Raw genomic sequence first — 25,267 nt, 5'->3', positions numbered from 1 at the left:
AAATGAAAATGACGGCTTCGTGGATGTGTCGAAGAAAGATCGCCGTGCGAAAATGCGGTTACAGGCCGCATTCCTGCAGAGCTTCACTTATCCTGCCATTTTCGGATTGCCTAAACATTACGCCCTGACGGGCTCTTGCCGGTCTGATAGCGCCTATTGCCTGGCCTGTGCCGCATCCGGGGCGATGCGATAGTCATCGATACGGCCCGCCGGTGCATCGGCCATCTCGCCACGCTTGGTCAGCCGTTCGCGCGGCGATTCCACCACCGATACGCGTGTCGGCCCGGCTGTCGCTGGGGTGTCGCCAAGCAGCCTGTCGCCGCCATCGAGATTGGGATCGGTGAGGCTGATCGGTTGCGTACGCACCTGTCCCGCGTCGATGCCGAGTGCCGGCAGCGAGGTGAGCGCGGGCAGATTGCTGCCATCCAGTTTCACGAGGTCCGGCCCGGCGCTGTCGAGGTGCCTGCGCACGAATTTCTCGACGTAAAAGGCAAGCTTGCGTTTGCCGGCGCTTGTCATGCCAACGCCATCGGCCTCGCGCAGGCGCGCCTGCTGACCGTTCATGTCGTAACCGGTAATGACGAATTTTCCGGCCTCATCGACGAAACCGTCCCACACATCCACGAATTCGCCGCCGTATTTCTCGACATGGCTGCGATAAAGCCGGTTGAAGCCAACGAGATCGGCCGTGAGCGACGGCGACTGGAAAGCGGGCAGTCCAACCCACAGCAGCGGTACCTTCTTGCGACCGGCAATGGTCAGAAGCTCATCGATCCGCCGCTCATATTCCTTGAACCAGACATCGGTGCCGAATTTTTCCCTGATATCGCCGATCTGCATCTGCTGGCGATCGTTCGATCCCATCATGATGACGATCGTGGCCGGGTTGGTTTCGTTTATGAACTGCGGCAGGTTGGCGAACCAGTCGTAATAATCGGTGCGAACGAGGCCGGAAGAGCCGTTTGCCCGCACATCCACGGCAATTGCCGGCGAACTGGCAAAGGCGTTGACCAGTTCTTCGCCCATGCCGCCGGCCAGAAAATCGCCGACCACCAGCACGCGCCTTGCATTTTCAAGCTTGGCGGCCGGCTCCGGTTTTATGGTTCGCATCTGAACCACCGAAGGCGCTTTTCTTGCGGGCTGCGGACGAGTGACCGCTCTTTCGCGCGGGGCCGATGGGAAATCCCGGCGGTTGCGCGGCTGGTATTCGCGGCTCGGCGCATCCTCCCGGCCCACGGGCCTGCCGAACAGCATTTCGAACAGGGTGCGCCGCTGTTCCTGGGCAAAGCTTTCGGACGGCACGAGCGGGGCGCAGATGGCCGCACAAAGAATGATGACGCAGAAGCGCCAGCCTGTCTTTCCGCGTTTCGCAGCAGGTGTCCTACTCATGACATCAACCTTTCCGGATGGCTCGGCGGCGGTAACGACCGTCGCCGAATTTGCCGGCACACTATTAGTTGCGCAGGGCTCTCAACAATCGCTGCGACGGCTGGCCGTCATTTTCCATGCCCATGCGCGACTGGATGGCGCTGATGGCAGCCTTCGAACCGGAGCCGAAATTGCCGTCGATCTCGCCGTCGTAATAACCCAGTTCCTTCATGCGGGTCTGGAGTTCGAACTTTTCACGAATATCGAGCGTGCCATCCGGGCGTGGCCATTTCTGCTGCATGCCGCCATAACCGGCGATCTCGTCGGCAAGCAGGCCGACTGCCAGCGCATAGCTGTCCGATGCGTTGTATTTCTTGATAGTGAAGAAGTTTTTCATCATCAGGAACCCGGGGCCGTTTGCGCCGCCCTGCAATTTCAGCATCGCGCGGTCGGAGCCGCGGGTGAAATTCTTGCCGTTCGGGCGGGCAAAACCAAGCTTTGCCCATTCGGCAATCGTCTTCGTCTGGCCTTCGTAACGCGCGCCGCCCCGCGGCACTGCGGTCTCGTAACCCCAGGTCCGGCCGGGCTCCCAGCCATTCCGGGAAAGAAGATTGGCAGCCGTTGCCAGCGCGTCGGGAACCGAGTGCCAGATATCGCGCTTGCCGTTGCCATCAGCATCCACCGCATAAAGCAGATAGCTGGTCGGAATGAACTGGGTGTGACCCATCGCGCCCGCCCAGGAGCCCGTCAGCTGCTTGGGCGTCACATCGCCCGCCTGCAGGATTTTGAGCGCGGCGATCAATTGCGTGCGCGCAAATTTGGCGCGCTTGGGGTCGGAATAGGCAAGTGTGGCCAGCGCCTGCGGAATATTGTGCAGTCGCTCCGGCTTTTCGAGAACGGCGCCGTAATTGGATTCCATCGACCAGATGGCAAGGATGATATGTTTGTCGACGTTGAAGTTGCGCTCGATCCAGTTCAGGGTCGTCGCATGCTTCATCTTCATCTCGCGGCCGATCCGCACCGTATAGGGGTTCACGCGGGAATCGAGATAATCCCAGATCTGGGTGGTGAATTCCGGCTGAAAAGTCGCCTTGCGCAGCGCATCCGGATCCGGCTCGCTGACGCCGGCAAAGGCCTTTTGATATGTGGCCTTGCTAATGCCTTCTTTGGCGGCTGTTGCGTAGAACTGGTTGATCCACTGTCTGAACCCCGCATCTGCGTGAGCAGAAACGGGCGCCAGCGAGATTGCCAAACCTGCAACCATCATGCAGCCGAATTTGCGGACACCTGAAAGGATCATCTTTATCATCGTCAGTCTTTCGTTCTCTCGAATGTCATTTCGATTGCGAAAACGCATCGGGCGTCGTCATGGATAACAAAAGAACGTCAACAAATTCTTTACCATTAATAGATGGTAGCGTCACCCTTTACAAAACGTTGTTATTTTTGAAATAACAACAGCGTGCGGGGATTGTGATCAAGTTTTATCTCTCAGGAGGGATATGTGGTAGAACAGAAGAAAATTCGGAAGGCCGTATTTCCGGTCGCAGGTCTCGGCACGCGTTTCCTGCCCGCAACCAAGGCGGTTCCGAAAGAGATGCTCACCGTCGTCGACAAGCCTGTCATTCAATACGTCGTCGACGAGGCGGCGGAAGCGGGCATCGAGCATTTTGTATTCGTCACCGGCCGCGGCAAGGCCGTGATCGAAGATTATTTTGATATTCAATTTGAACTCGAACAGATGCTGCGCGAGCGCAACAAGAATGCCGAGCTGACATTGCTGGCCGGCCTTCTGCCCAAGGCGGGCACGGCAAGCTTCACGCGCCAGCAGGTGCCGCTCGGCCTTGGCCACGCGGTATGGTGCGCACGTGACATCGTCGGCGACGAGCCTTTCGCCGTGCTTTTGCCTGACATGATCATGCACTCGCAGAAAAGCTGCCTGAAGGGCATGGTCGAACTTTACGACCAGACCGCCGGCAACGTCATCGCGGTGCAGGAGTGCGCCCCTGATCAGACGCATAAATACGGTATTGTCGGCGTGGGCGATGCCGTGGGCGAAGGTTTCAAGATCACCGAAATGGTCGAGAAGCCGGCCAAGGGAACGGCGCCGTCGAATTTCTACATCAACGGCCGTTATATCCTTCAGCCCGAGATTTTCGACATTCTCGAAAATCAGGAACGGGGTGCCGGCAACGAAATCCAGCTGACGGACGGCATGTTGACGCTTGCCCAGTCGCAGGAGTTTGCCGGCTATCATTTCCGCGGCCAGACCTTCGATTGCGGCGCCAAGGATGGTTTCATCCTCGCCAACGTTGCCTTCGCCCTGGAGCGTGGTGATATCCGTCCTGCGATCGAGGAGCCGATCAAGGCCCTGATTGAAGGTCTGAAGTAATTCAGCCCAGATATGCCATCAAAATATGTCATGGGAATCCCGGCCTTGCGCCGGGATTTCTGTTTTGAAGCGGTTTATCGCTTCAGGACAAGTCCGGCGCCGAAACGCAGTTCGCTGCTGTCATAAACCGGCGTCCACTGGTAGCTGACGTCCGCCGTCAGGTCGAGATAGCGGTTCAGGCCCCAGGTCAGGCCGGCGCCTGCGGTATATTCCACCGCATTCTCGATGTCAGAGGAGGGGAATGTCCGGTGGACGACCTGCCCCGTCAATCGTGCAACCAGATTGCTGCGCAATTCGTGGGTCAGGCCGGCATCGAGCCGATAGGAGATCCAGCCGCCCTGCGGGCCGCCGGCGAAGTCCTCTATCATCGTGCGCAGCCCGAGATTGACGTTGGTGCCGCGCTGGGGTGACCAGTTCAGTTCGCCGTCCAGCGTCAGCGCGCCGATGGCGGCAAGGCGGTCGTCGTCATATTGTTTGCGCAGGTAACCGATGGCGGCCTCACCGCGCGTCTTTTCGCCGAGATCGACCTCGGTTCCGATCTTCGCGCCATAGGAATTCGAGGAGCGGGCGTAACCGGAATTATCGAGACGCCGGTCATACTTCGTTGTTCCGGCGTTCAGTTCGAGGAAGGGGATCAAGGCCGGTGACAATTCGTAGCCGATGCGCCCACGCAGGTTCGCGGCTTTCTGGTCGCGGTCGCTGAGGCTGATTGGCTGGCCGTTCAGGCCCTTCGCATCCGTATAGACCGTTCGGGACAGATCGAGCGCCGCAAGCCCGCGCAGCTTGCCGAAATCCCGTTCGATCGATGCGCCGGCGGTGAAGCGGTGTTCGCCACCCTGCACCGATGCACCGGTCAAAGCGTTGGGATCTGTCGTATCTTCGCGGCTGAATTCGTAACCGGCCGTGAGATTGGCGGTTGTTTCTTCACCAAGATCGAGGCGCAGATCGGCCTCGAGCCTTGCCCTCGGCTCCTCGCCATCCTTGTCGCTGCCGAAGTTCCTCTCCCAGGCGCCATCACCCGTCACCGTCAGCGCGTGGCGGGACCAGTCGCTGGTCAGCGTACCCCGTATGCCCGTCGTCAGATAGTTGCGCCGGGAAGGGCCGCCGGTATTGGTCTGTTTTTCCGTGTTGATCGTCTGGCTGATCGATGGCCGCAACAGGAATGTGCCGAGCCTTATGCCGGGGGTCTGTCCCGGCTGGGTCGCTATTTGCGGGTTTTCGCCACCGTCTACCGTCGGCTCATAGGGATTTTCGGCCTCGGCATAGGGCTGTCCCGCTTCGTCCTGCTGTTCGAAGATCGCATCGCCGGGATTGTTCGAGGGGCGCCACAGTTGCGGCGCGGGCGCAGGTGCAGTGGTCTGCGCCGTATTCGCCTCAGTCTCTGCTGTCGGCGTGCCGGGAGGCGTTCCGTCGCGGGAGGGAACTGCATTGGGCAGGGGTGTCGTGACCGCAGTCTGTGCGAAAGCGTTTCCGGACGTGCAAAGAAGCGTGCAGGCAAGCAGCATGGTTGCTGCTTTCCGCGACGTCGGCAGACGTGTGGCGGCGCCCTTCACATTCATTCCTCTTCACCCGGCGAATTTGGCCGATGCCGGATCGAAAGTTCGCCAAGCACTTCTCCAGGCCATTGAGCGACAGGCCGGAGAAATGATGTGGACAAACCGGCGATCAGGCAGGCGACGCAAGTTTTAACATCGCTTTAACAATAGGTTTTTTATGGTTAACAGTTGATAAAGATTACCGGGATTTCAGCGTTGCGGTGGCAGCGGGATGTCAGCGGCCGTTTTGGTCCGCGCCGGCAGGTCAATTTCCTGAGGCCGGACTGTTCGGAGACCTATGCCTTAATGAAAAATATTTCTAATATGATAAGATTTAAACGTTTCAATTTGGCACGGAATTGTCCTATAATTCGTGGTGCTGGCCATAAGCGCTCAGCAAATCCTGTTGATTTTTATTTTTTGTGACAGTTTCTTTTCATGAATCCCGTTTTGAACATCAATCAGGTTGGTTTTTATTGCTGGGATATTACCAACGACCGATTTTATCTCGACGAAATCTGCGCTGAACTCTTCGGAATTCCGCTGAGGCAGGCGATGCAGGGCATCAGCATTTTCCAGATGCTTGAAAAAGTGGATCTTGATCATCGAAATCGCGTCATCGAGACCGCGTTGACCACGCTGAAGGCCGCAAGCTTCTACAGCCAGGAATATGCGGTGCGCCGTGGCGACGGAACGGTCTCGTGGGTAAGGACGGTCGGGCGATATCTGGTCGACGAGGAAAACATCCCTTTCAAGCGGCTTGGCACGATTGAGGAAATTTCTCCGCCCGACTTGCGGCACTGACTTGCGCCACTAAAAAGCAGCGCTCGCCGGCTGGAGGGTGGACATATTCCGGGTGAAAGAGTAACAGTCGGCCATGATTACGCGCGCCGTCAAACTGGTCGAAGACAATGCCATCGAATCCGCCGTGCGGACGATTTCGATGGAGCGGGCTGGCCTTGCCGCTCTTGAGGACGCTCTCAGGAACGGTCTTTCCGAGCCTTTCTGCAAGGCGATCGAGACCATCGGCCAGTCAAATGGCCGTCTCATCATCACCGGGGTCGGCAAAAGCGGACATATAGGCGCGAAGCTCGCGGCCACATTCGCCTCGACGGGCACGCCTGCCTTTTTTGTGCATGCGGCGGAGGCCAATCACGGCGACCTGGGGATGATCGGCGGTGATGACGTGGTTTTAGCCATCTCCAAAGGCGGGGAAAGTGCGGAGCTGCGCAGCATCATCAACTATTCGCGCCGTTTCTCCATTCCGCTGATCGCGCTCACCTGTTCCGAAAACTCATCGCTGGCGAAAGCCTCCGACATCGTGCTTCTCGTTCCCAATGAACAGGAAGCCTGCCCGCTCGGTCTCGCCCCCACAACCTCCACATTGATGCAGCTGGCGCTGGGCGATGCCCTTGCCGTGGCACTTCTGGAGGCACGCAATTTCACGGCCGGCGATTTCAGGGTGTTTCATCCCGGCGGCAAACTGGGCGCCAGCCTCACGCTGGTCAGCGATATCATGCATACGGGTGATCGCGTGCCGCTGGTCACCAAGGGTACGGCCATGCCGGAAGCGGTCGGCGTTCTCTCGCGAAAGCATTTCGGCTGCGTCGGCATTCTCGACGAGGATGGCCGCCTGTGTGGCATCGTCACCGAGGGCGATCTGGCTCGCAACCTGTCGCGCAGCCTCGCCGAATTGACGGTTGACGACATCATGACCCGCAATCCGAAAACGGTCAAAAAATCGGTGCTGGCGACCAGCGCTCTGGCGACGCTTGAAAAATTCCACATTGGCGCACTGATCGTCATCGATGACGACAACCGGCCGATCGGACTGGTGCATTTCCACGATCTTCTGCGGATCGGCGTCGCCTGACCGTCAGGATCGGTCGAGCGGTTCTATCGTGAGGGTTCGACCACGCGCGGCCGCGATCCTGACACGTGTTCCGGCAGGCATATCCTCGCCGTTGACGGACCACCATGTGTCATCCAGCCTTATCCGGCCTCGCCCTTCAACGATCGGCTCCTGCAACGTCGCGGTGCGACCCACAAGGCTTGCCTCTCGCTGATTGAGAAAGGGTTCGTCGCTGGTTTCCCGGTTTCTGCCGAAATATCGCCGGCCAAGCAGGGCAAAGATGATGGAGAGGGCGGCAAACAGCACAAATTGCAATTGCCATGCCCAGAATGCCGCGTCCCACAAAAACAGCGAGACCGCGCCGATGACCAGCGCGGCAAGGCCGATCCAGATCAGGAATACCCCTGGAGCAACGAGTTCGGCGGCCAGCAGAATGAAGCCGACGATCCACCAGCTCCATGGTCCAAATTCCGAGGCGAGCCGTTGCAGCATCGTCACTTCTCCGATGAAGAACCGAAGGGATTGCCGGGCACCGTGACATTGATGGTCTGGCCGGAAGACCGCGTCGGTGGCCCCGAGCGGGAAGATGTGGGGGCGGCGGGTGCGGTTGGCGCATCGCCCCTGTCGCCGAAGACTTCTTTTGCAATCGTGCCGATACCGCCCAGAGAACCGATCAGCGCCGAGGCCTCCATCGGCATCAGCACGATCTTGGAATTCTTGGCGGTGCCGATCTCGGCGAGCGCCTCGGTATATTTCTGGGCGACGAAATAGTTGATGGCATGGACATTGCCGGCGGCGATGGCGTCCGACACCATGCGGGTGGCGTTGGCTTCAGCCTCGGCCAGACGTTCGCGGGCCTCGGCATCGCGGAACGCCGCCTCGCGTTGACCTTCCGCCTCAAGAATGGCCGATTGCTTTGCACCTTCGGCGCGCAGAATCTGGGCGTTGCGGGCGCCTTCTGCCTCCAGCACCTGCGCGCGTTTTTCACGCTCCGCCTTCATCTGCCGTGCCATGGAATCGACGAGGTCCTTCGGCGGCGCAATGTCCTTGATCTCGATGCGGGTGACCTTGATGCCCCAAGGCCCGACAGCCTCGTCCACCACGCGCAGAAGGCGATCATTGATCGCATCGCGGTTCGACAGCAATTCGTCGAGATCCATAGAGCCCATCACCGAGCGGATGTTCGTCATGGTGAGGTTTTCAATCGCCATTTCCAGGTTGGAAATCTGGTAGGCGGCCTGGGCGGCATTGAGGACCTGATAGAAGGTGACGGCATCGGCGGAGACACTGGCATTGTCACGCGTGATGACTTCCTGTGTCGGTATATGGAGAACCTGCTCCATGACATTCATTTTCGAACCGATGCTTTCGATGAAGGGCACGATGAGGTTCAGGCCGGGCTCGAGCGTGCGGGTGTAGCGCCCGAACCGTTCAACCGTGTAACGATGCCCCTGCGGCACGGTCTTGATGCCGGCAAACAGCACCAGAATAACCAGCACCACCGCTGCCAGAACAACAATATCGAAACCGCCCAATGCAATCATCACATTTCCTCCAGGGTAAGAACCGTCAGGGATTTTACCCCAGCATCGTTATGGCAAGATTACACCCAGCCTTGCAACTCTCGCCGTACAACCTTTTCGAGAACATCCATACCCTCGGCGCTGTCGTTAAGACAGGGGATATGGGTAAATTTCTCGCCGCCATTATGCAGGAAAATCTCGCCGGCTTCACCGGCAATTTCTTCAAGCGTCTCAAGACAATCCGATACGAAGCCGGGATTCATGACGGCGATGCGCTTGATGCCTTCTGAAGCCAGCTTTTCCACGGTCTTGTCGGTATAAGGCTGCAACCATTCCTCCGGCCCGAAACGCGACTGGAAGGTGATCATGAAATTCTTGTCCGTCCGTCCCAGCGCCTCCCGCAACAGGCGGGCGGTCTTCTGGCAATGACAATAATAGGGATCACCCTTTTTGAAATAGGATTGCGGAATGCCGTGGAAGGAGGTGATCAGCATCTCCGGCTCCCAGTCCAGCGTCGCCAGATGGTTTTTGACGGAAGCTGCGAGCGCTTCGATATAGGCCGGATCGTCGTGATAGGGCGGCACGGTGCGCAGTGCAGGTTGCCAGCGCAGCTTCATCAGGTGTTCGAAAGCCTTGTCGTTGACGGTTGCCGTGGTCGATGCGGCATATTGCGGGTAGAGCGGAAAAAGCAGGATTTTTTCGCAGCCCTGTTCTTTCAGTGCGTCGATTTTCGAGGCGATGGAAGGCTGCCCGTAGCGCATCGCCCAGTCAACGACGACATTGGGCAGATCCGTCAACGCCTTTGCCATCAACTCACCCTGGCTGCGGGTATAGGTGCGCAGATAGCTTTCGTTGCGTTCGTGGTTCCAGATTTCCTCATAGGCCTTGCCGACCTTTTGCGGACGCTTGTTGAGGACGATGCCGTAAAGGATCGGATACCAGTAAAGGCGGGACCATTCGATGACGCGCTTGTCGCTTAAGAATTCCGCCAGATAACGGCGCATCGGCCAATAATCCGTACCATCCGGCGTGCCGAGATTAACGAGCAGAACGCCGACCTTGCCAAATCTTATGCCGGGATGGTCTACGGGGAGTGCGGATAGTTCTGTCGCCATGAATGACACCCTGAAATTCGGACTGTTTGCACAAGAGCTTTCCGTTTGGGAGAGGGCGGAAGGCTCCATCTTTTGTTTTATGCATACCGACGAGAACCCTGACGAATTCTGTCGCAAATGCTTGAGCTATACGCCCCTGTCGTCAATTTGTTCACGTGTTCTAGACGAAATTTCTCAGGATTGAACCACCGCTGGAGGTGATTTCCCGGGCTGGCTGGCAGGCACGATGCCCTTTCGCAAAGTGCGGCCTGTAGTGACCTGTTTTTTATAGGAAAATAAGAAGCCGACCCCGTGGTTGAGGGTCGGCTTCCGGTCTGCGGCAAATTGCCCTGTCTGGTCGCTACCGGCTTATTGAGCCGGAAGCTCCAGTTCCTCACCGATCTCAATGTGGTTCGGATGCTTCAGCGTGTTCGCCCTGGCAATTCTGGTCCAGAGAGCGCCATCGCCATATTTTTCCGCCGCGATCTTCCAGAGCGAATCGCCCTTCTCAACCACATATTTGCTGACCGCAGCAGCGGCGGTCGCGGGCGCGGTGGCGGCAGGTGCCGTGGCAGAAGGTGCGGTGGCAGCAGGCGCTGCGGGCGCCGGAGCCGGTGTTGCTGCCGGAGCCTGTGTGCCTGCTGCCGGTGCCGGTGCGGTTGCTGCGGGTGCAGGTGCTGCGGGCTTTGCCGGAGCCACGTAACCGGCAGGTGTCACTTCGCTGATGCGGCCATCCGTATAGGGCTTATAGGGGCTGTTTGCGGTGATATAAGCGGCGACAGCCTCTTCGAGATTGGGGCCGAAATCATAGGCGTTGATCGCCTTCGTCGCAAAGACCTTGAAGCCGTCACCGCCGGTGCGAACATAGTTGTTGGCCGCGACGATATAGGTCTTGGCCGGGTCGAGCGGCACAAAGGTCTCGCCTTCCTTAACGTCAACCGAAACGATGCGGCTGCCGGCAGGCTTCGAGCGGTCGAAAGAATATTTCAGGCCGGAAACCTGCATGAAGCGGCCAGCACCATCATCGATCTGGCTGACGCCGTTTTCGAGTGCGGCGCGAATATCCTCGCCCTTCAGCTGGAAGGTCGCAACGGTGTTCTGGAACGGCAGAACCGTCAGGACCTCGCCCATCGAGACATCGCCGGCATCAATGGAAGCGCGCAGGCCGCCGCTATTTGCGAAAGCGATGGTAATGCCCTGATCCTTCACACGGGCAAGTGTGGCGTCCGCCACCAGATTGCCCATGGAGCATTCCTTGACGCGGCAAATCTTGCGGTCGCCCTCGATCGGGCCTTCCGAAGTGCCGACGACCTTGGATTTCAGCGCCTCGATCGGTGCTTTCAGCTCGTCGATGCGCTTCAGCGTCGCTTCATCGGGTTTGAAGGAGGAATCGATCAGGATCGGGTCGCCCTTGCTTTCCTTGACCACGCCGCTGTCATCGAAGACGACGCGCAGGTCACCGAGATATTTGCTGTATTGTCCGGCCTGAACCACCGGAACCTTGTAGCCGCCGGGATTGTCGACGAGCGTCGGATAGGGGCCTTCGGCCTTCTGGTCGGTGTTGGAAAGCAGCGTATGCGAGTGGCCGCCAACCACGACATCCACATCCGGGATTTTCGCGATGAATTCGAGGTCGCGCGGATATCCGACATGGGTAAGGGCGATGATCTTGTTGACGCCGTCCTGCTTCAGCTTCTGCACCTGTTCGCTGATTTTCGCGACATCTTCGGCAATGGTGATATTGGGACCGGGCGTTGCCAGTTCCGCCGTGTCGTTGGCGACCGCACCGACGATGCCGATTTTCTGGCCGCCGACTTCAAGGACGATGGAAGGCTTGACGCGATCGCCGATCTTCGAGGCGGCGCTGGCGACCACGTTTGCGGTCACCACCGGAAACTGGACCTTTTCGAGGAAGCCGGCAAGCCCGTCTTCGCTATCGTCGAACTCATGGTTGCCGACGGTCATGGCGTCGAACTTCATGGCGTTCAGCATTTCTGCTTCAACGGTGCCCTTGTAGGTGGTGTAGAACAGCGACCCCTGAAAATTATCGCCGGCATTAAGCAGAAGAACATTTTTCCCTTCAGCCTTGAGCGCGTCGCGGGTCTGGTTGATTGCGGTCAAGAGGCGCGCAGCACCGCCGAAGCATTCATTCTTGCCTTCCTCTTCCGCCGAGCAGGTCGAGTCGGACTTGTTGATCGATTCGATACGGGAGTGAAAATCGTTGATGTGAAGAATGTTGAGCTCGTAATCGGCCAGAGCCGCTCCAGCCGAAAGCGTTATTACCGAAACGCTCAGCATGCCCAGTCCCAAAATTTTCTTCATGGTCCCTCTCTCCTGTTCAAAGCGGAAGCCCCGGCCGGTCGATCATCATCCGGTCGTGCTTATTTTCTAGTCCGAAAATATGTCAGTCTTTCAAAGCGCGATGTTTCCATTTAGCGGCAGTTGTCGCAAGCGAAATTATGACAGTCACGCAATAAAGAAAAACGCACGCTTGAAGCGTGCGTTTCACAATGCTATCCATTTGAAAATATAAGATTATCAGCCTTGACGCGTCAGCGAGAACTGGCTGTTTGTGTCTGTCGTGCAATTCAATTGTGACGGGGAGACAAGGGCGCAGTTGACGCGCGATTGCGTATTGCGAACCAGCGACGTCATGTTGATTTCGTAGAGCGTCGGCGAAATGGTGACATAGGTGCCGGACGCCAGAAGCGTATTGGTGTCGGTCGAACGTGTGGAGAAAGCGCCGTTCTGGAATGTCGATACGATGCCGTTACGGTCGATCCAGCGGCCATCGACGGCCGGCCCGCGGGCAAGCGAGGGGGCCATCGAGGTCTGCTGGGAGGGACCCGGCGCGACGCATGAAGACACCGCGATGGCGGCTGAAAGCAAAGCAGCGCTTGTCTTGAAGTTCATGAGCCTGTTCTCCTGCGATTCGATGAAACCCTTGTGCTTCGACCATGCCGTGAAGCGTTCTTTATTTCAAGGCAACGTTGTTTGCTCTCCCGGGTTCCTGACGTCCCGCATGAAAGCGCCGGCGTGACAAATATGAGACTCCGGTCCTTTAGCGCACTAGAATATTGCGGAACTGCCAAGGATCGGACTTGTCGATATTGTCGGGAAACAGGCCGGGGCGACCGTCGAGCGGCGTCCAGTCCGTATAATGTCCCTCGACCGGGCCAAGATAGGGGCGCTGCACCTCGAGGCATCGGCGGTAATCCATTTCATCCGCCTCGACGATGCCGGCCTGCGGATTTTCAATTGCCCAGACCATTCCGGCCAGCACCGCCGAACTGACCTGCAGCCCGGTCGCATTCTGGTTGGGCGCGAGTGAGCGCGCCTCCTGCAGGGTCAGCCGCGAGCCGTACCAATAGGCGTTTTTGTCATGGCCATAGAGAAGAACACCCAGCTCGTCGGCGCCATCGACGAGTTCGTCTTCGCCGAGCACATGCTGGATCGGCTGGGCCGTGCCGCCATTGCCGAAGAGTTCGTGCAGGGAAAGAATGGCGTCGTTGCAAGGGTGGTAGGCATAATGACAGGTGGGGCGATAGATCACGCCGCCATCGTCATTGCGGACGGTGAAATAGTCGGAAATCGAGATCGCTTCATTGTGGGTGACCAGAAATCCATATTGCGGGCCCTGGCCCGGACACCACGTCCGCACCCGGGTATTGGCGCCGGGTTGATCGAGATAGATCGCCGCCTTGCTGCCCTTTTTCTGCTTTTTCGCGTTTTTCGGCATCCAGTTTTCATGCGTTCCCCAGCCGAGTTCGGCCGGCTGAAAACCTTCGGCGATAAAACCCTCGACGGACCAGGTGTTCCAGAACGCCCCGAATGGCTTGGGCTCCTTTGCCCGCTGCGTGTCGCGCTCGGCCACATGCACGCCCTTGACGCCAAGCTGTTTCATGAGCTTTGCCCATGCTTCCCGGTCATGCGGCTGCGGCTCCTCGATATCGAGACCCGTATCCCTGGCGAGGTTGATCAGCGCCTGCTTCACGAACCAGGACACCATGCCCGGATTGGCGCCGCAGGTGGAAACCGCCGTTGTGCCGCCCGGTTTGCGCGCCTTTTCCTTCAGCATGGTCTCGCGCAGCGAATAATTGGTTCTGGAGGCATTGTCGGCGTCGGCGTCGAAATAAAAGCCCGGCCATGGCTCCACCACGGTGTCGATATAGAGCATGCCGTGTTTGCGGCAGAGCCTCATCAGATCAACGGATGCGGCATCGACGGAAAGATTGACGCAAAAGCCCTGGCCCTGGACACCTTTGAGGAGCGGCTTGAGAACCTCCTTATAGTTTTCCTTGGTCAGATGTTTGCGGATGTGATGAATGTTTCTCTCGGCCAGAAACGCCGCGATATCCTCGCGCGGATCGATGACGACGAGACGGGTCCTGTCGAAATTGAAATGACGTTCGATCAACGGAAGAGTACCGCGCCCGATGGAGCCGAAGCCGATCATGATGATGGGGCCGTCAATATCGCCGTAAATCGGGTGGTTTGCGTCCGTCATTCGTCAATTTTCCTTTTTCAGCCAATAAGTAAGCTAGATCATAAAAGCGTGCCACAATAAAGGGCAGGTGGATGACGGACATATGACGGTGGTGACGACGGGATGGACCGGCACACCCTTTCCACCACATTCTGCCTCTTCGCATTTTAGATACTGCGTTTATAATTGAGTTCTTCTTTTCGTGTATATGTCCAAAGGCTTGGGGGCTTTGGCCGGATGACGACGGGGGAGTTTTTCGCCATCACAGGAGAGTTGCCTGTTGGATAGTCTTATCGAGCGTGTCGCAGCGCTTCAGAGTGCCACCCCCGTTCTGATCGCCCTCTATGATTCCGAGGACCGGTTGCGGCACGCCAACCCGTCGTTTCGGGAAAGCTTTCAGCTTGCTGCGGGAGATTTCCCGACCTGGGCGGATATCATGCGGCTGAACCATCGCCTGCGCACCGGTGTCGTCATAAGAAACAGCGATTTCGAGGGATGGCTCATGTCGGCGCAGTCCCGGCGCGGGAAACTACCTTATCGTGCCTTCGAGATGGACATGTATGACGGCCGCTGGTTCTGGATGACGGAGACAGTTCAGCAGGATGGATGGATGCTCTGCATCGCAAGCGACGTCACCGAATTGCGCCAGGGCTACAGAACGCTGCGGCAGGACCGCGATCTGGCGGTGCGCGCCTCGCAGACTGACGAATTGACGGGAACGGCCAACCGTCGTTTCGTTTTCGCGAAACTGGCCCTGCAGGTGGAACGGGTCGGCAGAGGTCTTGAAGCGCCCTTTTGCCTTTGCACGCTCGATATCGATTTTTTCAAGCAGATCAATGATCGTTTCGGCCACAAATGCGGCGATGCAGTTCTGCGCGATTTTGTCGGCATCGCCCATTCCGTCGTGCGCCGGGTGGACTGTTTCGGCAGGATCGGCGGTGAGGAATTCATGCTCATCCTGCCGCGCAGCTCCGTTGCCGAAAGCGGGGAGATTGTCGAACGACTGCTGCAAAGGGTGCGTCTTTCCAGACCCCTGCCCGATTTCCCGGATTTTTCCTACAGTTGCTCGGCCGGCATGACCGCCTATCGCATGGCGGAAAGCGCTGACGAGGTTTTCATGCGTGCCGACAAGGCCCTATATGCTGCCAAGGAGAAAGGTCGGGACCGGCTTCTGGCGGTGACGGTCTAGACCAGTTCCGCCGCAATCAAGCCATGCAGCGAATTACCCACGAACAACCGCCGCCCGGCAAGATCCTCCGGCTTCAGCGCCTGCCCGCGCGCCTTGCGCTCACGGATAAGATCGGCGCGCAGGACGCCCGGAAGAATGCCGCTGTCGAGCGGCGGCGTCAGCAATTGCCCATCAGGCATTTCGACGAAGATGCTGGTCGAGGATCCCTCGCACAACTCGCCGCGCTCGTTGAGAAGCAGAACCTCATCCGCATCTGCGGCTGAGAATTCGGCGCGGGCGGCATCATAGGGCTCCCGGCGCGACGACTTGTGGCGATAGAAGGTATCGGCGGAATCAAGGGTGGTCTGCGTCGCAATGCGGACCCTCCAGACGGTATCCTCCTGCAACGGACGAAAGTCGGCCGTTTCAATATCCAGCTCACCCTTGTAGTTCATGACAAGCTTTACGCAGAGCGGGTTTTCGCCGCCCACCGTCTTTTCCAGGCACTGGACCGCATTGACGGGTGCGCGAAAACCCAACGCATCGGCGGAGCGCAACAGCCGGCGCATATGCTGGTCAATGCGCTGAAAGCCCGATTGCGGCTCCCAGCGCAGGGTTTCCCTCAAGGTCAGATCAGCGGGTTTGCGTTTCATTGCCTTTGCTCGTCGCCTGTCGTCATCATTGGTGTCCATACCGGCGATATCAACCGGCAAAGCTTGTCCGAAATAGGATAGCCTTGCCGGCTGGCGAGGTTAAGCCTGTTTGTTATCCAGCGCTTCAAGCTCGTCGATCAGCCCCTCGATCATCGAAAGGCCCTTGTCCCAGAAGGAAGGATCGGTCGCATCAAGACCGAAGGGTTTCAAAAGCTCGGAATGGTGCTTGGTGCCGCCCGCTTTCAAAAGCTCGAAATATTTATCCTGAAAGCCGGTCTCGGCTTTCTGGTAGACCGCATAAAGCGAGTTCACCAGGCAATCACCGAAGGCATAGGCATAAACATAGAAGGGCGAATGGATGAAATGGGGGATATAGGTCCACCATGTCTCATAACCCTCGGAAATCCGGATTGCCGGGCCGAGGCTTTCGGCCTGAACGGAAAGCCACAATTCACCGATCTGTTCAGAGGTCAACTCGCCCTGTTTGCGGGCGGTGTGCAGCTTGCGTTCGAATTCATAAAACGCGATCTGTCGCACGACAGTATTGATCATGTCTTCGACCTTGCGGGCGAGCATGGCCTTGCGTTCTCTCACATCCTTGGTGTCGTCGAGCAGCTTGCGGAAGGTCAGCATTTCACCAAAGACGGAGGCTGTTTCGGCAAGCGTCAGCGGCGTGGCGCACATCAGCGCGCCCTGGCCGCCGGCCAGCACCTGATGCACGCCATGGCCAAGCTCATGGGCGAGCGTCATCACATCACGCGGTTTGCCGAGATAGTTGACCAGAACGTAAGGGTGGGCCGATGGCACGGTGGGGTGTGCGAATGCACCCGGCGCCTTGCCGGGGCGGGCGGGGGCGTCGATCCATTCCTCATCGAAGAAACGGCGGGCGATATCGGCCATCTCAGGGGCGAAATCGCCATAGGCGGAAAGCACGGTATCCTTCGCCTCATCCCATGGAATGATCGTATTGGACGTATCGGGAAGCGGCGCGTTGCGGTCCCAGTAGTTCATCTGCTCCATGCCGAGCCATTTCGCCTTCATGGCGTAATAGCGATGCGAAAGGCGCGGATAGGCGTTTTTAACGGCGGCAGCCAGGGCATCAACGACCTCGCGCTCAACGCGGTTCGCCAGATGGCGGCTGTCGGCAATGTCTTCAAATTTGCGCCAGCGATCGGAAATATCCTTGTCCTTGGCGAGCGTGTTGGTGATGAGGGTGAAGACCCGCAGATTCTCCTTGAAGGTGGCGCTCAGCGCTTCCGCCGCCTTCCTACGGGTTTCCGGCTCCGGCTCTTGGAGCATGTTGAGCGTCACTTCCAGCGGAAGGCTTGCGCCGTCAATATCAAAACGCAGATCGGCCATCGTCTCGTCGAACAGACGGTTGAAGGCGCTCGCGCTGGTCATCGATTTTTCAAGGAACAGCTGTTCCAGCTGGTCGTCAAGCTGGTGCGGCTTGTCCTTGCGCAAATCCACCAGCCAGGGCCGGTAATGCCCTGCCGCGGCATCATTTACCATGCAGGCGTCCATCACCGCATCGTCGATGCGGTTGAGTTCAAGCGTAAAGAACAGGAGATGGGCGGAAATATCCGTCAGTTTCGCTTGGGCATCGCCGTAAAGTTTGCCGTTTGCCGGGTTCGACGTATCGGAAAAATAAGTCAGTCCGGCAAAGGAGCCGATGCGGCCGATGAGATCGTCCAGCGCTTCATACTCCTTGAGGGCAGCGCCGATGCCGTTGGCGCCTGTCGCCTTTGCGGCGGTCTCAAGCTTGCCCTTCCATTTATCCTCGAAAGCCGTCGCCATTGCTGCCGCCTTCTCAAGATCGCCCTTGTATTCCGGCGAGTCGCCCGACGAATAAAGATCCGAAAGCTTCCAGTCGGGCAGGTCTCCAAGCACGGGACCGGAGGTTTCCGCAAGGGAAAATACGGGTTGCGGAATGGAGCGATTAAGGGTCATCGGACGTATCCTTCTGGTTATGCTTTTCGAAGCATATGGGGCCTTTGTTTCCCGTAGCAATGGATAAAATGCAAGCAAATCTCAAAACTGGATGTTCAAATCTCCTGTGCCAGAGTGCGGCATAAGGGACCGCATGACGCAGGTCCATAAACCGGAAACCGGAGCCAAAAATGACCGCGCATGTTCTCGTGATAGACGATGATCCTGTCCAGCGCCGCCTGCTCAAAAACGCGGTGGAACGTTATGGGCATCTCGCCTTGCTTGCCGAAAACGGCAAAGCGGGGCTGGAGCTGCTCAAGCAATATAGCGGCGAGATCAATGTTGTTGTCCTCGACCTTATGATGCCGGAAATGGACGGCCTGACCTTTTTGAAAGCCGTGGGCGAACTTGGCACCGATGTTCCCGTCATCGTCCAGACGGGGCAGGGCGGCATCGACACCGTCGTGCAGGCCATGCGCGCCGGCGCCTTCGATTTCGTCGTCAAGCCGGTCTCGCCGGAAAGGATCGGCGCCGCCATCTCCAATGCTCTCAAACTCGACAGGAGAGAGGCAAAGGCCCGCACGGGCAGGCGCGGACGGAGCAATGCAGTGAATTTTACCGATATCGTTTCCGCAAGCCCCGCAATGCTGAGGGTCATCGAGCTCGCACAACGCGCCGCCCAGTCCAGCATTCCCGTGGTGCTGGAAGGCGAATCCGGTGTTGGCAAGGAAATGGTCGCGCGCGCCATCCAGTCGGCCGGTGACAGGTCGAACAAGCCATTCATCACCGTCAATTGCGGCGCTATCCCGCATAATCTGGTCGAAAGCATTCTCTTCGGCCACGAGAAGGGCGCTTTCACGGGTGCCACGGAAAAACATGTCGGCAAATTCATGGAGGCCGATGGCGGAACGCTGTTCCTTGATGAAATCGGCGATCTGCCGCTGGACGTTCAGGTCAAGCTGCTGCGAGCGGTTCAACAGGGCGAAATCGAAACCGTCGGCTCCGCGCGGGTCCAGAAGGTCAACGTCCGGCTGATTTCCGCCACCAACAAGAACCTTATCGAAGAGGTGAAGGAAGGCCGTTTCCGCGAGGATCTCTATTATCGCCTCAACGTCTTCCCGATCACCATTCCGGCGCTGCGCCGCCGCAAGGAGGATATTCCCCATCTGGCGCGGGTTTTCGCCGAGCGTTTTTCGGCGGAGCAGAAATTGCCCAATCCGGTTGGCCTTGACGCCAGCGCCCTGGCGCTGCTGACGGCTTATGACTGGCCGGGCAATATCCGCCAGCTTGAAAACGCCGTTTTCCGTGCCGTCGTGCTGTCGCAGGGCGAGGAACTGGCGGATTCCGATTTTCCGCAGATCGCGCTGCAACTGCCGGAATTTGCAACGGGGGATGATGCGGGAGATTCCATCCGGTCGCCGTCTGGATCGTCGCTGAAACTCGCGGCCTATTCACCGCCGCCGCCATTGGCCGAAACTAACGTCGTTCTTGAGGATACGGCGGATATTTCGACGACCATCTACCGCGGAGGGAACCTGATCTCCAGCATGGACGATTCAGGCAATATCCGAAAACTGGCTGAGATCGAGGAAGAGCTTATCCGTTTCGCCCTTCGTTTCTATCGCGGGCAGATGAGCCAGGTCGCACGGAAACTCGGCATAGGGCGCTCGACGCTTTATCGAAAACTGAAGGATTATGGCATCGATCCCGATGATCCGCTTCGAGATGCCGCCTGATGCCGCAAATGGCATATTCCCCGGCAGATCGTGAGATTCGTTAACTTCTGAGCAAGGATATCCGCTTACCGTCTATAAACCTCTTGTTAGTGGCTGATTCACTATGTAGAGGAAGGTTGCATGTGTGTGGCAATTTTGCCATCGTGTCACCGTATTTGACGTTCATTTGAGGCAATGTGACAGAAATTGTCTTCCAGGCGGGGATCGAATTGCCATATCTGCATCGGAATAACGCGCTGTCGACCAAGATCGCGCGCGGCTTGATCAAGGATATATGCACGAAGCTGTCGGCACGCGCTGTCACCTTTGCCTGCCTGATGCTCGCCGCCATGCCTTTCGTAGGTGCCTCGGCGACGGAAGCCTTCGCCGAGACGCGCAGCCTTAAACTGTATTATATCCATACACGCGAGAAGGCGGTCATCACCTTCAAGCGCAATGGCAAATACGACCAGAAGGGTCTGCAGGAGCTGAATCGATTCCTGCGTGACTGGCGCCGCAACCAGCCGACACGGATGGATCCGCGCCTGTTCGATCTCGTCTGGGAAGTTTATCGCCGCAGCGGCGCGACCGATTACATCAACGTCGTTTCGGCCTTCCGCTCGCCGGAGACCAATGGTCTCCTGCGCACCCGCACCAAGGGTGTCGCGGAAAAAAGCCAGCATATGCTCGGCAAGGCCATGGATTTTTACATACCCGGCGTGAAGCTGGCGCGTCTGCGCGAAATCGGCATGCAGATGCAGATCGGCGGCGTTGGTTTCTATCCGAGTTCCGGTTCCCCCTTCGTGCACATGGATGTCGGCGGCGTTCGCGCCTGGCCGCGCATGAGCCGCCAGGAACTCGTCCGCATCTTCCCGAACGGCAATACGCTGCATCTTCCCTCCGACGGCAAGCCGCTTCCCGGTTACGAGCAGGCTCTGGCGGATTACAAGAAGCGCGTCAGCTCGTCCTCCATTCAGGTTGCTTCCAGCGCTGGTTCTGGTCCTACTTCTTCCGGCGGCGGCAAGCGTAAGACGCTGTTGCAGGCACTCTTTGGCGGTGGAGGCGATGAGGATGAAGATCCGGATAGCATCGCAGCGCCGGAGCCCGCAGAACGCCCGGCTGTCGCACGGCCGGCTGCTCCGCAGCCCGCAGCGCCCGAGCCGGAACAGGCCATTGCCGTTGCTTCCGCACAATCTCTTCCTGGCGTGAACGATGCGCCGCTGCCAACGGCTCGTCCTGCTTTCGGCAATCAGCCGGCCAATACCGGCCTTGCGACCGCACTTTACTCTCCTGCCCGAAACGCTGCGCAGGATGCACTGCAGGCTGCGACAACGCCGACACCGGCGTCCGCTCCAGCTGAGCGTCAGCAATTTGCCGATCTGGCTGAGGTATCCGTACCCGTGCCGACACTTCTTGGGCCGCGTGGCATGAGAGGCGACGCTGAAGGCTCGATCCTGACGGCTTCTGCAGATGGTGCAACCCCTGCTGCGACCGGCGAACTCGCCTCCGTTCCGGTACCTGCCAACCGTCCGGCCGTGGCGGAAGCCCTGCTGGCGGCAGCCAATGCTGACCCCGAAGGTGAAGACGATCTTGCCGACGCGCGGCAGGATACCCTTTCGCCGACTGTGGTTGCGGCTCTTGAACAGAGCGGCCAGGCTGCCCGTTCGCAGGTCCAGTCCGCTGCCGTTCCGACAGCTGCGGCATTCCCGGCCGCTGTCAACCACAAGGTTACGGTAGCGCCCGCCGAAACGGCCAAGGCGGAACCGAAGGAAGGTTTCGGCGATGCGTTTGATCTGAAGCCCGCCGTCAATGGTGGCCTCACCGCCGGCTTGCCGACCAAGGGCTCGCGCCCCAGCAAGCAGGACGCGGCCGTTTCCCATCAGGCCATGGTCGGCGGTGGTCGCCTGACGCAGGATCTGATCTCGGATTGGGCGCTCAACCAGAACAAGGGTACGACCGGGCGTTCGGTGAAGGCGCCGCGCGTTATCGCCAACCGCATGCTCAGCCACGACATGTCTGCCTCTGCCACCTCGGCAAGCTTCAGGCCGGGCGCTGCGGCAATCGAATCCAGCCGCTTCAGCACACCGGTGAAGATGCACTGAGGCAGGCTTTTCTAATGCGGCCGGAAGGCCAACAAAAAACCCGCCGGCGACGGCGGGTTTTTTTATGACGATCTGTCCGGGTGTCAGACGCCGCTCTGGCCGTCGGAGCCGATATAGGCGATGCGTACCATATTGGTCGCGCCGGGGGTGCCGAGCGGTACGCCGGCGGAGATGATGATGCGGTCGCCCGGCTTGCCGAAACCTTCGGACACAACGATGCGACAAGCACGGTTCACCATGTCGTCCAGATCGCTGGCATCGCCGGTCACAACGCAGTGCAGGCCCCAGACGACCGACAGGCGGCGTGCGGTCTGAATGATCGGCGAAAGGGCAATGATCGGAACCTGCGGCCGTTCGCGCGCGGCGCGCAGGCCCGTCGTGCCGGACGAGGTATAGGTGACGATCGCCGCGAGCTTCAGCGTTTCGGCAATCTGGCGGGCGGCAAGCGAAATCGCATCGGCGCCGGTTGCTTCCGGCTGCGGACGCTGCGCGTAGATGATGTTGGAATAATAGGGATCCTGCTCCACCGTGCTGGCGATGGACGCCATGGTCGACACGGCTTCGACCGGATAATCGCCGGAAGCCGATTCAGCCGAAAGCATGATGGCGTCCGCACCTTCAAATACGGCAGTCGCGACGTCAGAAACTTCGGCGCGCGTCGGAACCGGTGCGGTAATCATCGATTCCAGCATCTGGGTGGCGACAACGACGGGCTTGCCGGCGCGGCGGCAGGCGCGTGTCAGCTGCTTCTGGATGCCCGGAACCGCCTCCAGCGGCATTTCGACACCGAGATCGCCGCGTGCGACCATCAATGCGTCGGAAAGTTCGATGATTTCCTCGATCCGTTCGATGGCCTGCGGCTTCTCGATCTTGGACATCAGTCCAACGCGGCCGCGGGAAATCTTGCGTACTTCGGCCAGATCTTCCGGACGCTGGACGAAGGACAGTGCAACCCAGTCCACTTCATTGGTCGCGAGAACGGCATCGAGATCGACGCGGTCCTTGTCGGTCAGCACGCCGACGCCGAGCAGGGTGTCGGGCAGGCTGATACCCTTGCGGTCAGAAATCCGGGTGCCGGAAACAACCGTGGTCACGATGCTCTTGCCGTCGCATTTTTCAGCGCGCAGATGCAGTTTGCCGTCGTCGATCAACAGGCGATGGCCAGGCTTGACCGCTTCGAGAATTTCAGGATGCGGCAGGAAAACGCGGCTGTTGTCGCCGGGGGCGTCATTATTGTCCAGCGTGAATGTCTGGCCCGGAACGAGATCGACCTTGGTTTCGGCGAATTTTCCGACGCGCAGCTTGGGACCCTGCAGGTCGGCCAGAATGCCGATGGGACGGCCGTTGCGGCTCTCGACCGAGCGGATACGCTGAATGAGCGTACGCATCACGTCGTGGCTCGCATGGCTCATGTTGATGCGGAAGAGATCGGCGCCGGCCAGATGCAGCTTTTCGATCATTGCCTCTTCGGAAGAGGCGGGGCCGAGAGTTGCAAGAATTTTGACTTTGCGGTTACGCTTCATCAGTTTTGATTTCCCTGTGTGCCTGGCGTATCGGAAAGCTGGACCATCCAGCTGCCCTGTCTGCCCGTGTCATATTCCTTGAAACCCATTCTCTGGAAGCTGCGGGCATAACAATCGTCTACACCGTCGATCTTGAACTCGTTTTCCGCCACACACATGTTGACGTCACCGGTCCAGCGGCCGCCATGGGCGGCATCCTCGGCATAAAGATAATAATAACGCGACTGCAACTCACCCTCTATCAGCGTTGCGCAGGTAGAGGAGGGGACCTGCCACCACCCTTCGCTGACCCAGCCGTTTTGCGCCCGGTAGCCGATTGCGACCCCCACGAGGTTTTGCGTGCTGTTGCAGACGCGGAAATCCGCATGTGCGGTCTCCACGAACACAAACGGGGTCAGAAACAATGCCGCTGCGGAAAAAAGACGGGCGAGATGCCGAAAGTGGCGAGGAAGAGCGAGAGATGACTGAGTCACGGCTTCCATCCGGATTCCATGGTTATAATGAACACACTTCTTGGCGTGGCCGCCAAAGAAAGTCAACGCGAGTTTAATCGATTATATTGTTCGTGGGATCGTGAGTGCGGTAAGGTAGATGGCTGTTCTTTCGCCGAAACTTGCGCCCGGCCTCAAGCCATGCCATCAAGCTTTTCTCCTCAATCCTGCCCCAGAAAATCATCGATGAACGACTTCATACCCTATGAAATCATAGAAGGCGATTATGACAAAGGCATGGTTCTTCTGGCGGACCATGCCATGAACCTCCTGCCGGCACACTACGGCAAACTTGGCCTTCCGCAAACCGCTTTTCATCGCCATATCGCATTTGATATCGGCATAGAAGGTTTGACGCGCTCGCTGGCCGCCCGTCTCTGCGTGCCGGCGGTGCTGGGTCGTTTTTCGCGGCTGCTGATCGATCCGAATCGCGGTGAAGACGATCCCACCCTGATTATGAAGATTTCGGACGGCGCGATCATTCCCGGCAACCATCCGATTTCTGATGAGGAATGGCAGAAGAGGATCGAGATTTTTCATCGGCCTTATCACGATGCCGTTGATCGCGTGCTCACCGGCGTCGCGCAGTCGTCGGGGGAGGCGCCTCTCGTTTTGTCGCTGCATTCCTACACGCCCTTCTGGAAGGAAACGCCGCGGCCCTGGCATGCGGCCGTTCTCTGGGACACGGATAATCGTGTGGTCGATCCGCTTCTGGCGCATCTGCGCGCGACCGGCGACATCCTGGTTGGCGACAACGAGCCTTATGACGGGGCGCTGAAGGGTGACACCATGTACCGCCATTGCATGATGAAGGGCATACCGCATGCGCTTCTTGAGGTTCGGCAGGATCTGATCGCGGATGAGGAGGGGATTGCCGACTGGTCGGACCGGCTCGCTCCCATTTTTGCCGCAATGAACGACGATCCCGTCCTGCATGAATACCAGCTGTTCGCCTCTCGCACCGGCCCCTATTGAGCCTGGAGTTGCCCCATGACGACACAGAACGACAAACAGCAGATCGAGTTTGAGGCTGCCGCCTTCCGCCGTTTGATCCAGCATCTTCGTGAGCGCCACGATGTGCAGAACATCGATATGATGAATCTCGCTGGCTTTTGCCGCAACTGTCTTTCCAACTGGTATCGGGAAGCGGCTGAGGATGCCGGTGTTCCGCTCAGCAAGGATGAGTCCCGGGAAATCGTCTACGGCATGCCCTATGAGGACTGGAAGGCAAAATATCAGGCGGAAGCGAGCGACGCTCAGAAAACCGCCTTTGAGCAGAGCCGACCCAAGGAATAGCCCCCGATCGACGGAAACGACTTGACGTGAGGCCCGGCAATGGGCAGTTCACAGGCCTGAATTTGTGCCGCCCGGGTGGCGGCGACCGGCGGGAGCTTCCAACCGGGTCGAATGAACAAGGCTCAGACGAGCCGCCAATG

General features: G+C 58.5%; 21 protein-coding genes. 8 read left to right on the top strand and 13 right to left on the bottom strand.

What is annotated here, in order from left to right:
- Positions 1-153: 153 nt before the first annotated feature.
- Both JZY08_RS19275 and JZY08_RS19270 read right to left on the bottom strand, forming a co-directional pair.
- Entirely contained in the window at positions 154-1,389 is a 1,236-nt protein-coding gene (locus tag JZY08_RS19275; protein ID WP_216333201.1) for a DUF459 domain-containing protein, read from the bottom strand.
- Positions 1,390-1,453: 64 nt separating this feature from the next.
- Positions 1,454-2,677 (bottom strand): lytic murein transglycosylase, encoded by a 1,224-nt coding sequence (locus JZY08_RS19270; protein WP_035242914.1) that lies wholly within the window; start codon positions 2,675-2,677, stop codon positions 1,454-1,456.
- Between the two features lie 195 nt (positions 2,678-2,872).
- Here JZY08_RS19270 and galU point away from each other — a divergent pair, with 195 nt between their 5' ends.
- Positions 2,873-3,760 carry a UTP--glucose-1-phosphate uridylyltransferase GalU gene (galU, locus tag JZY08_RS19265; RefSeq protein WP_082185327.1) on the top strand — a complete coding sequence of 296 codons (888 nt, stop codon included), beginning with the start codon at positions 2,873-2,875 and terminating at the stop codon, positions 3,758-3,760.
- A 74-nt stretch (positions 3,761-3,834) separates the two neighbouring features.
- On the opposite strand, the gene uppP is transcribed toward galU, so the two are convergent.
- Positions 3,835-5,319 (bottom strand): polysaccharide biosynthesis protein UppP, encoded by a 1,485-nt coding sequence (uppP, locus tag JZY08_RS19260; protein WP_216333199.1) that lies wholly within the window; start codon positions 5,317-5,319, stop codon positions 3,835-3,837.
- A 414-nt stretch (positions 5,320-5,733) separates the two neighbouring features.
- On the opposite strand from uppP, the gene JZY08_RS19255 reads away from it, so the two are divergent.
- Complete coding sequence (locus tag JZY08_RS19255; RefSeq protein WP_082185329.1) at positions 5,734-6,099, top strand: PAS domain-containing protein; 366 nt, start codon at positions 5,734-5,736, stop codon at positions 6,097-6,099.
- 73 nt (positions 6,100-6,172) lie between these two features.
- Complete coding sequence (locus tag JZY08_RS19250; protein WP_216333197.1) at positions 6,173-7,168, top strand: SIS domain-containing protein; 996 nt, start codon at positions 6,173-6,175, stop codon at positions 7,166-7,168.
- A gap of 3 nt (positions 7,169-7,171) precedes the next feature.
- Here the strand turns inward: JZY08_RS19250 and JZY08_RS19245 are convergent, their stop codons facing one another.
- From JZY08_RS19245 to JZY08_RS19220, 6 genes are all read right to left on the bottom strand, one after another.
- Positions 7,172-7,639, bottom strand: coding sequence for an NfeD family protein (locus tag JZY08_RS19245; RefSeq protein WP_035242913.1), 468 nt, complete (start codon positions 7,637-7,639; stop codon positions 7,172-7,174).
- 2 nt (positions 7,640-7,641) lie between these two features.
- The gene (locus JZY08_RS19240) at positions 7,642-8,691 is read right to left on the bottom strand and encodes an SPFH domain-containing protein (protein WP_035242911.1); all 1,050 of its coding nucleotides are present in this window, start codon (positions 8,689-8,691) and stop codon (positions 7,642-7,644) included.
- A 59-nt stretch (positions 8,692-8,750) separates the two neighbouring features.
- Positions 8,751-9,785, bottom strand: coding sequence for a ferrochelatase (hemH, locus tag JZY08_RS19235; protein ID WP_216333195.1), 1,035 nt, complete (start codon positions 9,783-9,785; stop codon positions 8,751-8,753).
- A gap of 348 nt (positions 9,786-10,133) precedes the next feature.
- On the bottom strand, positions 10,134-12,086 hold the full coding sequence (locus JZY08_RS19230; RefSeq protein ID WP_216333194.1) for a 5'-nucleotidase C-terminal domain-containing protein: 1,953 nt from the start codon (positions 12,084-12,086) through the stop codon (positions 10,134-10,136).
- A 216-nt stretch (positions 12,087-12,302) separates the two neighbouring features.
- Entirely contained in the window at positions 12,303-12,677 is a 375-nt protein-coding gene (gene omp10, locus JZY08_RS19225) for an outer membrane lipoprotein Omp10 (protein WP_003497694.1), read from the bottom strand.
- A gap of 148 nt (positions 12,678-12,825) precedes the next feature.
- A complete protein-coding gene (locus JZY08_RS19220) occupies positions 12,826-14,271 on the bottom strand; it encodes a homospermidine synthase (RefSeq protein WP_216333192.1) in 1,446 nt (481 codons plus the stop codon).
- Positions 14,272-14,530: 259 nt separating this feature from the next.
- Between JZY08_RS19220 and JZY08_RS19215 the strand changes: the two genes are divergently transcribed.
- Complete coding sequence (locus JZY08_RS19215; protein WP_216333190.1) at positions 14,531-15,439, top strand: GGDEF domain-containing protein; 909 nt, start codon at positions 14,531-14,533, stop codon at positions 15,437-15,439.
- Here JZY08_RS19215 and JZY08_RS19210 read toward each other — a convergent pair.
- The gene (locus JZY08_RS19210; protein ID WP_216333188.1) at positions 15,436-16,071 is read right to left on the bottom strand and encodes an aminotransferase class IV family protein; all 636 of its coding nucleotides are present in this window, start codon (positions 16,069-16,071) and stop codon (positions 15,436-15,438) included. The genes JZY08_RS19215 and JZY08_RS19210 overlap by 4 nt on opposite strands.
- Positions 16,072-16,170: 99 nt before the next feature.
- On the bottom strand, positions 16,171-18,021 hold the full coding sequence (locus tag JZY08_RS19205) for a M3 family oligoendopeptidase (protein ID WP_216333186.1): 1,851 nt from the start codon (positions 18,019-18,021) through the stop codon (positions 16,171-16,173).
- Positions 18,022-18,191: 170 nt separating this feature from the next.
- Here JZY08_RS19205 and JZY08_RS19200 point away from each other — a divergent pair, with 170 nt between their 5' ends.
- Positions 18,192-19,736 carry a sigma-54 dependent transcriptional regulator gene (locus tag JZY08_RS19200; protein ID WP_216333184.1) on the top strand — a complete coding sequence of 515 codons (1,545 nt, stop codon included), beginning with the start codon at positions 18,192-18,194 and terminating at the stop codon, positions 19,734-19,736.
- Between the two features lie 176 nt (positions 19,737-19,912).
- Complete coding sequence (locus JZY08_RS19195; protein ID WP_216333183.1) at positions 19,913-21,817, top strand: DUF882 domain-containing protein; 1,905 nt, start codon at positions 19,913-19,915, stop codon at positions 21,815-21,817.
- An 83-nt stretch (positions 21,818-21,900) separates the two neighbouring features.
- On the opposite strand, the gene pyk is transcribed toward JZY08_RS19195, so the two are convergent.
- On the bottom strand, positions 21,901-23,340 hold the full coding sequence (gene pyk, locus JZY08_RS19190) for a pyruvate kinase (RefSeq protein ID WP_216333182.1): 1,440 nt from the start codon (positions 23,338-23,340) through the stop codon (positions 21,901-21,903).
- A complete protein-coding gene (locus tag JZY08_RS19185; protein WP_216333181.1) occupies positions 23,340-23,822 on the bottom strand; it encodes a DUF1036 domain-containing protein in 483 nt (160 codons plus the stop codon). The genes pyk and JZY08_RS19185 overlap by 1 nt, the downstream gene beginning before the upstream one ends.
- A 195-nt stretch (positions 23,823-24,017) precedes the next feature.
- Between JZY08_RS19185 and JZY08_RS19180 the strand changes: the two genes are divergently transcribed.
- Positions 24,018-24,806: an N-formylglutamate amidohydrolase gene (locus tag JZY08_RS19180; RefSeq protein ID WP_216333462.1), complete on the top strand. Its 789-nt coding sequence runs from the start codon at positions 24,018-24,020 to the stop codon at positions 24,804-24,806.
- 15 nt (positions 24,807-24,821) lie between these two features.
- On the top strand, positions 24,822-25,127 hold the full coding sequence (locus tag JZY08_RS19175) for a DUF1244 domain-containing protein (protein ID WP_216333180.1): 306 nt from the start codon (positions 24,822-24,824) through the stop codon (positions 25,125-25,127).
- The last annotated feature ends 140 nt before the right edge of the window (positions 25,128-25,267 follow it).

This window comes from Rhizobium sp. X9, from assembly GCF_018873185.1.
Lineage (GTDB): Bacteria > Pseudomonadota > Alphaproteobacteria > Rhizobiales > Rhizobiaceae > Agrobacterium > Agrobacterium oryzihabitans.
The sequence above is the reverse complement of the archived record's forward strand: the minus strand, read 5'-3'. Positions and strand labels throughout refer to the sequence as shown.